Source organism: Thermogemmatispora carboxidivorans, from assembly GCF_000702505.1.
Classification (GTDB): Bacteria; Chloroflexota; Ktedonobacteria; order Ktedonobacterales; family Ktedonobacteraceae; genus Thermogemmatispora; species Thermogemmatispora carboxidivorans.
The window spans coordinates 3,798,873-3,811,664 of record NZ_JNIM01000001.1 but is presented as its reverse complement, the minus strand read 5'-3'; the positions used below and the strand labels follow the sequence as shown (position 1 = coordinate 3,811,664).

Genomic DNA, 12,792 nt, shown 5'->3' with positions numbered 1-12,792 from the left:
GGCCTTGTCTGCCTTCCGCCACCAGTGGGCAAGGGTGGGCAGGCCGAGCCAGTCGGGAGACTAAGCCGGAGACGAGCCTTCGGTCAGGAAAGCCAGCACCTCGCTCCGGCTCGGCAGGCCAGACTGCGCGCCGAAGCGCGTCACCTTCAAGGCGCTGGCGTAGACCGCAAAGCGCAAAGCCCGAGCGGGGGGCTGGCCCTCCAGCAGCGCGACCGTCAAGGCACCCACGAAGCAATCGCCTGCTGCCGTCGTATCGGTCACCTGGACGCGGGGGGCCGGCTCATAGAGAGCGAGCGGACCAGGGCCTGCCTGGGTCTCCCTGGTGACCAGCAGCGCCCCCGCTGCCCCCAGGGTAACCACCACCTTGGCTACTCCCTGCTCATGCAGACGCAGAGCCAGCGTGCGCGCCTGGGCCTGCCCATCCCTCGTCTCTGGCTCTTCTGGCGCAGCCGTAGTCTCGCTGGAACCTGGGGCTGTCCCCAGGGCTGTGACCAGAGCCTGAGCCTCGTGCTCGTTCACGATCAGCAGATCGATCTGGCGCAGCAGCTCGGGGCTCAAGGGCTGGGCTGGGGCGGCGTTCAGTACGACCGGGACAGCCGCAGCGTGGGCCGCCTTGATCAAGTGCTCAACCGTGGCCAGAGGGATCTCAAGCTGCAGGACCAGGGCCGAGGCCTGTGACAGAGCCTCTTCGATGCGGGCCATGTGCGCGGGGTCGTGCCCGAGGCGGCCATTGGCACCTGCCGCTACGATAATGGCATTGTCTTGCTCTACCAGGAAAATAAAGGCCGTGCCGCTAGCCTCCTCCTCATCGACAGCCACCAGCTCCGTAGAGACACCTGCCGCCTGCAGGGCAGTCAGTAGCTGCTGCCCAAAAGGATCGCGGCCCACTCGACCAGCCATCATCACGGCTCCCCCTAAACGGGCCATCGCCACCGCCTGGTTGGCGCCTTTCCCTCCGGGCACCAGCTTCAATGAGCCGGCACCCAGCAGCGTCTCGCCGAGCGCTGGCAGGCGCGGCACCTGCACCACCTGATCCATATTCAGACTGCCAACCACTAAAATGCGCTTCTGCTCCTTCATTGTTTGGCTTGCTCCTATTCCGTTGAGATAAAGGCCCCCAGCTCGCGGCAGTAGTTCAGAAGATCGCCCAGGATCGGCAGCCCCTCCAGCGCGGTGGCATGCCCGACAAGGATCAGTTTACGCTGGGAGCGGGTCAGGGCCACATTGAGGCGGTGGGCGTCGGTCAGAAACTCGTAGAGCAGGCTATCCGGCGGCGGTGGCTGCGTGGTGGCGAACGAAATGATGATCACCGCGCGTTCGCCGCCCTGAAAGCGATCGACCGTATCGATCGTCAAAGCTGGATGAGGGGCGCCGTACTGTTTCCAGACCAGATGGCGGCGCAGGTTCGCCACCTGAGCGCGGTAGGGCGCGATAATCCCGATCTGCGATGGGCCAACCCCGCGCGCCAGCAGAGCCGTGACCAGCTCGCGCACCAGGCGAGCCTCAGCCTGGCTCACGCGGGCCTCGCTCTCAGGAGTGGTCACGTCAAGAAAGACTACTGGCTGGCTGGGAGGCAACGCACGCAGGATCGCCGCGCGCTCGCCCAGACGCGGCGTTGCCGGCCCACCGAAGCTAAGCTGACGCCGTGCCACCGACGGATGGGCGCGCAGCTCTCCCCCATAGAAGCAGCGCGAAGGGAAAGCGGCGATCTGCTCATGCATCCGGTACTGAGTTGTCAGAGCCACGCAGGCGCTCTCTGCTCCCGGGTGCGTGGCCAGATACTCCTCATCGCGGCGCTTCAGCAGGCTAAACAGCGACTCCCGCAGGCCGCCCTCCGCCGCCTCACGGCTCAGCACCAGCGGCGGCAACTGTTTTTCGTCGCCCACCAGGATGAAGCGTCGCGCAAAGCGCAAGGCCCCGAGCAGCGCGGGAACCGTCAGCTGGCCGGCCTCATCGATCAGAGCTACATCGAAGCGTAGCAGCGAGTCAGCCTCATTCCCCTGCGCCTCAGCGGGGGCATAACGCTCAGAAGACCAGGTAGCTGTTGTTGAGGCCATCACGGGCAGCGTGCGCAGAGTCGCCCGTAGCCCGGCGGTGGCCAGGTCGGGCCGCCCTTCCTCGATGGCTGCCTCTCCTGGCTCCGGCGAGAGCGGGGCCAGGTGCTTCAAGAGATGTTCTTGAACGCCCTCAGCCACGCTGCGCTCATGTCCCAGGCGCAGATAGTCATGGAAGCCCTCGCTCTCCAGACGCAGCAGCATGTTATCGACCGCCTGGTTTGTAAAGGCTGCCAGCAGGACCCGTTCGCCGCGCTGACAAAGGCGTTTGACAATCTCGGCAATGACTGCGGTCTTTCCCGTGCCCGGCGGACCGTGGATCAGCAGATAATCCTGCATCTGCAGCGCGCGCTCCACCGCCAGATTCTGCTCGCGATTGAAGTCCGCTCGCGGCGCCACCGGCTCATTGCTGAAGCGCGGGCGGCGCAGGCCATAGACCAGCTCGCGGAGGCGCGGCTCCACATGTAGCCAGCGCCAGAGATTCTGTAGCGTGCGCAGATGAACCACATCCGTGGCGTGGCGCTCGATCAAGGTTGGATGAGCGATCAGCTCGGGGGTCCAGACTGTTACCTCGCGGGCGCCGATTTCCAGGATAGTTCCCGTGACCACCTCGCCATCCAGGGGGTGGTCATCGCAGAGCAGGATCTCATCGCCACTGCGCAGCTCCGACCGGTTCTCACAGCGGAAGCGCTGCACCCACTCGCCTTGCGCGGTGGGCTGAGGTGGCTCCAGCGGAGTCAGTCCAGCAATTGCCATCCCGCGGGCCACGTGTTCAGCGACCGGTGCCTGCCAGAGCAGAGCCTGCTCTTGCTCACTGGCCCGGCCCTCGGCCTGAAGCAGGCGATAGTAGCGGGCGAAGAAAGCGCGATCGCTCTCCGTAAGCCCGGCGGCCCCTGGTGGCAGCGTGGGGGCGTCGGGGGCAGTCGTTGCGTCCGAGATTGCTGCCAGCGCAGGCGGCTCCCAATCCAGCAGCCAGGAGACGAGGCGGCACTCCTCCCGCAGCGCGCATTTCGAGCAACGCCCTGGCCCTGGTGGAGCGCAAGGCTCGCCAGTGACGTGGCTGATCACCAGCAGATTGCGCTGCTCATTCACCTGCTGCAGCTCGCGGATCGAGAAAGGAATCCCAAAAGCCTGGGCCTCGCCGGGTGTACCGCTATAGAGCAGGGTCGCCAGGGCCTTCTGCGTACGAGCCTGGCGGCGAACAGTCAAGAGCGCGTGATAGCCGTGCACCTGCCAGCGATGATTGCGTCGTGGCAGCGGTCCCGAGGCGCCGCCCGTCTTCAGCTCCAGCAAACGCCGCCGCGCTCCCTGCTGCCAAAGCACATCCAGGCGCCCCTTCAGACCAATCTCGGGCGCCAGCAGAAACGTTTCTGCGCGCACCAAATGATCGCCGTGCTTCCCCGAGTGACCCGCAGAATCTGCAGGACCCTCTGCCGGCAAAGGGACATCCCAGAGCGTGCTGCGCTGCTGCTCGAACCAGTTCGCCAGGCTCTCCAAGTGGGGTGTCACCTCCGCTTCCAGTTGCTCTGGTGCGAGCTTCAAGAGCGCCAACTCAAAACGACTGCGTTCCAGAACCTGACGCAATTGCTGCTGCAGCAGTGTCAGAGCCTGGCCACTTTCCCCAGTCAGCGAGCCGCGATCATGGGCCTTCAGCAGCTCCTTAAAGCAGGCATGGACGAGCGTTCCACGCAGCGTTTCCAGCGTTGCCTCACTGGGAAGCAGGCGCTGAAGCAGATACTGGCGGGGGCAATATTCGGCGTAAAGCAGGTCCGTGATATTGAGCAGCGTATCCGGCTCGATCACGACCAGCGTCCAGGGGTCGGCGCGATAGGCCAGCACAGGGCGCCCATGCTGCTCAGTATGCTGGGCCGGAGTGGGCAGGTGGTAGGCGCGTAGCCGCAGCCCGCGCACACGGCGCCCGCGGGCCCGCAGCTCCTGCACCAGGCGCCGATCAGCGCGCGTCAACTGGAGAGAGACCAGCCCCTCGGCGCATTTCAGCAGCAGGTAGGGCAGGCGCTCACCCGATCTGGCCGGTTGTTCCCAGGCGGCGAGGAGAAAGCCCTCAAGGCGGGGAACAGCGCAGGGGCGAGTCGAGGCGGCAAGCGCGCACAAAAAGCAGGTACCAGCCTGCTGCGCGGTCTCTAACGTCGTAGACATAGCGCCTGGCCGTCACCTCTCTCCCTGCAAGCTTGCCATCGAAGGCAGCGAGCGTGGCAGCGCTAGCACGGGCTGGTGTGCTGGCGGCCCGCCTCCAAATAGCGTATCCTGGAGATATTGTATACGGATAGCAACGAGGGAGGAAAGGAGTCAGCAACAATGGTCCCCATTCGCACCATCACTCTGGGCGTAGCCGAGCCGCATCCGCTGACGCCTGCGATTGTGCGGCGCCTGGCCCAGCAACTGCGAGCCATTGCGGCCCGCCTGCACGAGGCGGGCTATGAGGTACAGACGCAGCGCCTTGCCACCCGTCCGCTGCTGAGCGACCTGGCCACCTGGCCGGCCAAAGACATCGAGCGCTACGGGCGTGAGTTACAAGAGATGCTCGCAGAGGCTGAGATCGCCTTTTGTTCGCTTGGTCCTGCACTCGCCGTCGACCCGATCGTGCCACTGGAGCGTCTGGCTCTGCTGCCTGAGCTACTCATTGCCGGTCCGGCCTTCAGCGCCAGCGTCCTGCTGGCCAGCAGCGAGCAAGGTCTGCGTCACGACGCAGCTCCAATCGTAGCCCGCCTCATGCTCCGTCTAGCCCAGGAGACTCCCGAAGGCGATGGCAACTTCCGCTTTGCCATGCTGGCCTGTGTGGAGCCGGGGTGTCCCTTCTTCCCTGCCGCCTACCATCGCGGTCCGGCCAGCCTTGGCCTTGGTCTCCAGAGCGCATCTCTCCTCGGCCAGGCCCTTGGCGCCGCAGCGGCAGAAGCGCGCCAACCCCTGGCCCTGGAGACGATCAGCGCCATTGTTCGCCGCACCCTTGAAGAGCAACTGGGGCCGCTGGCCGACCTGGCGCGCGCGCTCAGCGACGAGCACCAGCTGCACTACAATGGCCTCGACCTCTCTCCTGCCCCACTTGGAGAAGAGAGCATCGTACCCGCGCTGGAAGCCTGCGGCTATGGTCTCATCGGTGATGCTGGTACTCTGGCCGTCGCCGCGGCCATCACTCGCGGCCTCCAAAGCACTGCCCTGCCCACCTGTGGCTACTGTGGTCTCATGCTGCCTGTACTGGAGGACGCCCTGTTAGGGCGACGCTGGGAGGAGGGACGTCTGCACGTTCATCAATTGCTGCTCTACTCCGCCGTCTGCGGCACAGGACTGGACACCATTCCGTTGCCGGGCGACAGCCCCGAGCAGAGCATTGCCGGCCTCCTCCTCGACGTCGCCACCCTGGCCACCCGCCTGCGCAAGCCGCTGGCGGCGCGGCTCTTCCCTGTACCTGGCAAGCGGCCAGGAGAACGCACGACCTTCACCTCGCCCTATCTCACCAACACGCGCATCCGCTGAAGCGAGAAGATCGAGACGACAGAAACCAGATCAGGCAGAGGTAAGTAAGGAGCAAGAAATGAGCAGGCGCAGGGCAAGGTCGAGGGCGGGGCAGAGCTGGGCGGCCACCGCACCAGCTTACGCCTGATGACTGAGGCTGCTCCCCCAAAGAGCATCCATCACACCATCATACGAACTCTTCAGATTCTCGTACAGCCTGGCGTTCTCAATGGCGAGCGCGGCCAGACTGGCGAGAACAGTCAGAAACTGCACATCATCCTCGTGGAAGGTCGTCGGCTCGGCAGTATAGACACGCAAGACGCCGATGACCTCGCCACGCACCTCCAGCGGAACGCAGAGCAGCGAGACCAGACCCTCGCGCCGTGCAGCTTCCTGATACTGAAAACGGGAGTCGACGCGCACATCAGGGATAAAGACCGGCTTGCCGCTTTGAATCACTTCATGATCGATAGGGCTGTGAGAGACATCGACCGGCCCCTTGCCGAGGTAGCCGCTGCTCAGCCCGGAGGAGGCACTGATCTCAAGCTGGCCTGTGCGCTTATTGAACAGGCGTAGCACACAGGCTTTCACCTGCATCGCCTCGGCGATGCTTTTGGCTACACTGTGGAGCACCTCGTCCAGCTCAAGGCTGGAAGAGAAGGTCAGCGCAGCCTGATGAAGGGCAGTATAGTAATCCTTATGGGAGCGTGGCGGTGGCCCTGCATTCTGTGGGTTGGTCGTCATGGCGAGACTCCTTCCAGGATTGAGCTAGTGATAGCCGGTTGAGTCAACAAAAAGAAGAATTCCGCTCGCTCTAATTATAGCATATCAGCATGCTGGCAGTGATGAGAAAAGGTTAGCCAGCGAAGCAAGCGAGCGAAAGAGAAGAGAAAAAGGCACCCTCACCGACCGCAAGCGCTGACCATGCGAGAGAGACAGGAGGCACCCGCAGGGCTGGGCGGCGCGACGCAGTGCGAGAGAAGCAAAGCTCCCGGCGGCGGCGCAAGTCTCACGCGCCGGGACGAGAGCCTCTCACGGCCTGGCCAGACTGAGCCTGGTCTGGCGTCTAGCTATGTCGGTAGCGTTCTGGCGTAGACGTCTCGTATGCGGCGTTGCGGCGTGCGCCTCACCCGTATTCAGCGTGTTCTGAAGCAGTCATAGGCGGCCAGAGTAATGCGTGTGGTATGATGGGCATCAATCTATGATCATGCTTTTGAGGCACTGGCATCGCTATTGCTCGTGGCGCTAGTCGCGGGCATACTGGCTGTACCGGCGGCAGCTGTGCCATTGGGGTCCTGGATCACCCAGACCCGGCAGGGGGCATTGAGCAGCACGTACGGGATCGTCTTCCCCAGATTATTCTGGGAGCGGTGGCTACGTACCAACCCTAGCATAATCAGAGCGCAGCCATGATCGCGGGCCTCGTCCACAATCGCCGGGCCGGCATCGCGGGCCTGAACAATCTCGGCGACAGCATCACAGCCGGCCTCTTCGGCAATGGCAATGGCCTCGGAGAGTAGCTTATTAGCGGCATTCGACTTCTCTGTGAGGACAGCCTTGAGGGGGAGGGTACGAGGAACTTCGATGATGTGGACCAGGTGAACCTTGCGTTTGGCGCGCTTGGCCATCAGGCAAGCCAACCTGACCAGTTCCGTATCCAGTTTCTTCCCCTCGACAATCACCGCGATATCGCCGGTGGCTCCGACCCCGGGCGCCTTGGTGGTCTCGGCCTCCTCCTTCGTTCTTGAGCGCCATAGGTGAACCATAGTGTCTCCCCTCTTCTCGATCTCGAATCTGACAAAACAGCATCATCTTCGTTCGGATCTCTTGCAGGCCCTGCGCGTTGCGCCTCTGCATACGCCTGAAAGAGCCTATTTACTGCATCCCTGCAGACCCTTCTACAGATTCTAAGTGGAAGAGACTGGCAGCGTCAATGGTAGTGAGCGCTGTCCAACAGACCTGCTGCCAGTCCTGACTCTATTTGGGCGATCAGCGCAATCAATCGGCAGCCGAAACCTCGGGTCTGGCCAACCCGGTCAGCTACGAGTGAGCCAGCGAGTTGGATCAGGAAGCTTCCTGCGGAGTAGGCGGCTTGCCCGAGGAGGACCCAGCCGGGAGCTAATCCGGCTCGATCGTAGCCGTCAGGCCGTAGCTAAGCAGGCGTTCCTGATAATACTCGGCCAGCTCTTTGGGACAGACCACGACCACGGCGCTTCCCGTCACGTGGGCTGTCAGCATGATGCGCTCTGCCTCCGGCAACGTCAGGCTATTGACGGCGTGCAGTAGGGCAGCAACCACATAATCCATGGTATTCTCATCGTCGTTGAAGAGAATGACCTTATACGGTGGAAAGAGCGCGTCGCGCAGGCGCGCGAGCTTCTCCAGATCAACCTGCAGTCTCGCTGGTGGCACAGTGTTCCCCTTCATACGCTCTTTCTCCCGCCCGGGTGCTCCTGGGCTTCTGCTCAGGGCCGCCGGCGCTTGCCGATACTTTGCTGTAAATCTATTCTAATTCTAATCGAGAAACCAAGATATTACCAGTGTTTGCCCAGCAGAGTGGTAAGACCCTCACCTGCCTCATTATTGCTATGACGTTCTTCAGTGGGCAGACTACAGCGAGCGCTGCGTCATGGCTAGCGAGCGAAAAAAAGCGGGAGCAGAGCGCTCCATTGCGCCCGGCTCGCCGCTCCTCACTCCCGGCGGCCCACGCTTCGATCAAGGCGGCCTCCGTTATTGAGCAAGATCGCCCGTGCCCTGGTTTTGCGGCTAATATTCTCGGGGTCGAGCAAGCGCAGAGCGATCACTGTCCGCGCCTCGCGCGTGGGAGCGGCTGTTTGGGGGAGGCGTGACAGGTCCTGCCCGATCGCGCCCCGTACCCGGCTCCCGCGGACAAAGGCCAGCACCACGCCGCAGACCAGGCCCACTGCCACCCCGATCACCGTGATCAGCCAGTGTTCAGAGGCGGGAAAGGCGAAGCCCAATGCAAAGCCCAGCAGGCCCACGACCAGGCCGGCTACTAGTGCCAGCACCAGCAGGAGTGCCGGCGCGGGACCGCTGCGCGTCGTCTGCAAGAAAAAAGCGCTACGATCCTGGCGTGGGCCATGATCGCGGAACTCACCTCCTTTGACTGCCCCGGCGCTCAAGCGATAAATCTCCTCATCCTTGAAACCCTCCCGGCGCAGCTTCCCCTCAGCCGCGCTAGCTTTCTCCTCATCGCTAAAAACTGCGAGGAGATCGTAGTCGGCAAACGATTGCTGTTGTTGCTGTTGTTGTGGCATAAGAATGGCTCCTGCTAAGGATGAAAATGCGCTCTCTTAGCACCAGACATTATAGCCAATCTGCGTGCCGGGAGGTAGCAAGGCGAGCGACCGGCTCTGCTCTGCTCTCCTTGCCCGTGCTCCGGTCAGGAGAGCGTACAGCCAGGGCAAAGAGGGTCTGGTTCTGATGGGACCAGGCCAGGCGCTTGAAGATAAATAAGGAAGGCCCGCGGGGGCGGGCCAGGCCTCATTTTTCCCATGTGGGTCGTTGGGGATCAATCTCACGCCTGCTGGAGAGAGCCGGTCGGGGGCAAGGAGGCACTCATGACGACCAGCTAGCGCGCACCTCGCGAAGCTGCTCTGGTGTCAGAATGCGGAAAAGGATGAGCAAATTCTCTAGATCGTATTCCAGACCCATCGAATGCAGCTCCTGGCGGATGCGGCCCAGCGAGCGGATCTGCGCCGTATTGAGCAGGCCATAGCTCACCAGGCTTGCCGCCAGCAGCTGATCGGGGGTCAGCAACTTGAACATGAGCAAAATCTCCCCCAACTGATAATTGAGATCGACCCCGCGGAGCATGCGTTGAACGTTCTGCGCTACCTCCAGGCGCTCGGGTGGCACCAGATGGCCCTCCAACAAGACGCTGCCGAGCGAGCGCGTGGCCCGTCCGTTGAGGATCAGCGGCGACTGTGGCTGTTGCCGTTGCGGTGGCGGCTCCATCGGTGGCAAGCTTTGCACAATATCGAGCAAGGTCGTATCGGACGTGATCGACTCGCGCTCGAACGAAGGGCGGCGCGCCGACTCGACCGGAGCGGCCTCAGCATGCATCATCTCCTTCTTGGTCTCCTCATCAGCCGTAGCGGCCAGGTCGTCGCTGGCCAGGGGCTGGCTGGGGGCTGCAGGCGCCTCCCGTTCGACTCGCTCGACTGGTCCCGCGTTCCTCATCTGCATCTGGACGGGAGAGAGGTCCTCACCTCGGGCTTCGTGAGGGCTGCTATAGGCCGGACGGCGTTCGACCGCTGGCTGCTCGGCGGTGTAAGCCCGTGCCTGGGCGGTGTGGGTATGAGGAGCCGCCTGGCTCTGAGCCGCAGCCGGGGCAGAGGCCGAAGAGGGGGGAGCCATGCGCAGCGAAGACAGCTCGCCGATGGTCGGACTGGCGCCTGCCAGGGCCTGCAAATGGCTGCGAGCCGCGGCATGAACCTCCGAACGCGAGGGACGATAATCAGGCTCCTGATCTGATTGTAAGCCCTGAATCGGGGCTGCTCGCAGCGAGGCTGTGCTCAACGGCGAAGGCGGAGCTGGGGCCGCGGGGGCCGCCGCCGTTCCACCAGGCGGCATCTGTGCCTCGCCTGACTCTGGCCCTCGCTCTCCCGGAGCAGAGAGGGCAGAACGCTCGCGCAGCAGGCGCGTTAGCTGCGCCAGGCTCGACTCTCCTTTCTCCTCGGGTGGCGCGTACTGGGTATAGGCCTGATTGGGTTGATAGGGGCTCTCCTGAAAGACCGGCTGATAGGCTGGTGCTGGCTGCGAAAGCTGCGGAGCCGAAGCAAAAGGCGAAGGACTCGCCTGAGTCATAGAAGGGAGATGGGCCATCTGCGGCGGTGCGTCCTGGGGAGCCAGCGCTGTCTGGGGCTGGGGCAGAGGCCCAGAAGCCTGGGAGCGCGTTGCCTGATAGAAGGGCTCCGCCGACTCCTGGACGAGCGGCTCCAGCGGCTGAGATCGCTGCTGGGCATAGAGCTCCGGCGGCGCAGCCTGGGCCGAAGGAGGGTAGTATGGTGGCTGCGCCGGAGAGGGCGAAGCGTGAGAGGCAGGCGAGAACTGACCAGCCTGGTTCAGCGGTGGCTGGCGCGAGCCTGGGCTGGCCACCGGCGAGACGGCTGGTATGCGCGCTGAGGAAGGGGAGGCGGAGGCCACAAACCCATCGGGACCCTGGAAGGCATCTGCTCCGAACGCTGCCCCCCAGGCAGCTTCTTGCGCAGGAGCCGGAGCCGGGACAGCGGCAGGGGCCGGCGAAAAGCTGCGGCTGCCCGGATAGATCACCGCCCGGATCTTATCAGTGAAGGTCGGCGACGGAGGAACAGCAGGGGCCGCTTGGAGACTGGTCGCATAGGTCGACGGAGCCGGCGGTGACTGCCGCTGAAGCTCGCTGACCTGGCTCTGGCTTGGCGAAAAGACTGCCGGGTGTGGAACCGTCTGCTGCAGACTTGTCAGAGTAGGAGAGGGCGACGCCTGCGTTGGTAGATCGGCCAGACGCACCTGGGGATGCGAGGCCGTGGCTGGCAAAGGCACCTGAGCCCGGACCGCCTCGGCCAGACGCATGATGCCGAGCATTCCATCAACCTCCACATCAACGCTCTGCCGATGCTCCTCGGGATCATACGGACCATAGCCGGCCAGGTTGGTGCAGCGATAGGTCAGCACCAGTACACCGCGCCCCCGACGTTGGGCCTCTAGCGCCACCCAGAACTCACGGCGCCCTGCCGCCGCCTGGGCCAGGTTGACCAAGACCAGCCGCACCTGATGGCGTGCAATCGCGTCAAAGACTTCCACTGCCGTGCGAGCTATATGGCACTCATAGCCTGCCAGCTGCAGCTCGCTACTGAGCAAGGCGGCAAGTTGCTGATCGCGTTCAAAAATAAGGATATGCGAGCCACCGGTACTGACATTCATCGGCTCATGCAGAGCGCATCTCCCTGACTGCAGACGTGGGGAAGAAGCGCCGCCTCCTTTTCCATCGAGTTTCGACTGTCTGTAATGATCGTGTGCAAATGAATCAAATAGGGAATGTTTCACTGCAAAGCTGCGTTTTGGCCGGGAATACCCAGACCACCCGCTCGTAGCGCAGAAAGAACAGGCTCAAGAAAGACTGAAATTGCCTGGACTATTCTTCTATTCTACCTGTATTCTTTTCAGGACCGCTCTATATCGTGGCTAGTATAGCATACAATGGCTAAAGAAGGGTAGCTGGCCAGTACCATTGAGCGATTCGCTGGCCTGCCCTCTTGATCCCTCTTGACAGCGTGCCTGCCAGCGACTACACAGAAAGGAGAAAAGGCCTGGCCTTCCCTGCAAGGCTGGCTGAAACGAAGCGAAGAGAGAAGCTATCATGGTACAAAAAGAAGAGCAGCCGCGAACGGCCAGCGCTCACGAGCAGAAGGCCGTTCGTCTCTCCAGTCCTGTCATTGCCCTCATGACCGACTTTGGCCTGCGCGACGGCTTTGTGGGGATCATGAAAGGGGTCATTGCCGGCATTGTGCCGCAGGCGCAGTTCATAGATATCAGCCATGACATTGCGCCCCAGAACGTCGCGGCTGGGGCCTGGTTGCTTTCAACCGCCTATCGCTATTTCCCGGCGGGTAGCATTTTTCTCTGTGTTGTTGACCCCGGAGTTGGGAGCCAGCGGCGGGCCATTGCGCTGGAAGCTGGCGAGTGGTTCTTTGTTGGGCCGGACAATGGTCTCTTCAGCTATGTGCTGGCCGAGCAGCCGCTGCGTCGGGTGGTGGCTTTAGAGAACCCGGCCTATCGTCTGCCGGCGGTCAGCACAACCTTCCACGGGCGAGACATCTTTGCGCCGGCGGCGGCCCATCTGGCGCGTGGGGTGCCGCTCTCGGACTTCGGTGCCGTCCTTGATCCTGGCTCATTGCAGCGCCTCGATCTCGGCCAGCCGCGGCGTGAGGGAGGGCGCATCGAGGCCAGCGTCATCTACATTGACCACTTCGGCAACCTGGTAACGAGCATTCCCCTGACCCTCGTGCCCGACCTCTTCAGTGCCTCGCGTGTGCGCCTGCTCATACCCGGGCGTCACCTGACCATCGAACGGCGGCAGCCCTTCTTTGCCGGAGCAGCGGGCGAAGGCGAGCCGTTCGTCTACAGCGACAGTGCCGGCTATGTAGGGGTGGCCATTCGCAACGGCAACGCCGCTGTCGCCCTGGGCGTCTCCGTAGGGGAAGCCGTGACTTTAGTCATAGAGGAAGCCTAGTTCTTTCGGCACTGGCGCCAGTCAGAGCCAGTG

The 12,792-nt window shown here is 63.0% G+C and carries 9 protein-coding genes; 2 read left to right on the top strand and 7 right to left on the bottom strand.

The features are described 5' to 3' along the window. Window positions 1–60 precede the first annotated feature (60 nt). The gene (locus N688_RS14925; protein WP_052890023.1) at window positions 61–1,080 is read right to left on the bottom strand and encodes a ribokinase; all 1,020 of its coding nucleotides are present in this window, start codon (window positions 1,078–1,080) and stop codon (window positions 61–63) included. Between the two features lie 14 nt (window positions 1,081–1,094). Continuing rightward, window positions 1,095–4,211, bottom strand: coding sequence for an AAA domain-containing protein (locus N688_RS14920; protein WP_052890022.1), 3,117 nt, complete (start codon window positions 4,209–4,211; stop codon window positions 1,095–1,097). 159 nt (window positions 4,212–4,370) lie between these two features. Here N688_RS14920 and N688_RS14915 point away from each other — a divergent pair, with 159 nt between their 5' ends. After that, window positions 4,371–5,546, top strand: a complete 1,176-nt coding sequence (locus N688_RS14915; RefSeq protein ID WP_052890021.1) for a DUF711 family protein — start codon at window positions 4,371–4,373, stop codon at window positions 5,544–5,546. Window positions 5,547–5,663: 117 nt separating this feature from the next. On the opposite strand, the gene N688_RS14910 is transcribed toward N688_RS14915, so the two are convergent. The 5 genes from N688_RS14910 to N688_RS14890 form a co-directional block, all read right to left on the bottom strand. Then, window positions 5,664–6,269 carry a GAF domain-containing protein gene (locus tag N688_RS14910; protein ID WP_052890020.1) on the bottom strand — a complete coding sequence of 202 codons (606 nt, stop codon included), beginning with the start codon at window positions 6,267–6,269 and terminating at the stop codon, window positions 5,664–5,666. A 461-nt stretch (window positions 6,270–6,730) separates the two neighbouring features. Continuing rightward, complete coding sequence (locus N688_RS14905) at window positions 6,731–7,291, bottom strand: universal stress protein (RefSeq protein ID WP_052890019.1); 561 nt, start codon at window positions 7,289–7,291, stop codon at window positions 6,731–6,733. 352 nt (window positions 7,292–7,643) lie between these two features. Beyond that, the gene (locus N688_RS14900; protein WP_081838886.1) at window positions 7,644–7,952 is read right to left on the bottom strand and encodes an ATP-dependent Clp protease adaptor ClpS; all 309 of its coding nucleotides are present in this window, start codon (window positions 7,950–7,952) and stop codon (window positions 7,644–7,646) included. A 263-nt stretch (window positions 7,953–8,215) separates the two neighbouring features. Next, window positions 8,216–8,803: a hypothetical protein gene (locus N688_RS14895; RefSeq protein ID WP_052890018.1), complete on the bottom strand. Its 588-nt coding sequence runs from the start codon at window positions 8,801–8,803 to the stop codon at window positions 8,216–8,218. A gap of 301 nt (window positions 8,804–9,104) precedes the next feature. Next, window positions 9,105–11,450: a hypothetical protein gene (locus tag N688_RS14890; protein ID WP_052890017.1), complete on the bottom strand. Its 2,346-nt coding sequence runs from the start codon at window positions 11,448–11,450 to the stop codon at window positions 9,105–9,107. Between the two features lie 436 nt (window positions 11,451–11,886). Between N688_RS14890 and N688_RS14885 the strand changes: the two genes are divergently transcribed. After that, the gene (locus N688_RS14885) at window positions 11,887–12,759 is read left to right on the top strand and encodes an SAM hydrolase/SAM-dependent halogenase family protein (RefSeq protein WP_052890016.1); all 873 of its coding nucleotides are present in this window, start codon (window positions 11,887–11,889) and stop codon (window positions 12,757–12,759) included. Window positions 12,760–12,792: the final 33 nt, after the last annotated feature.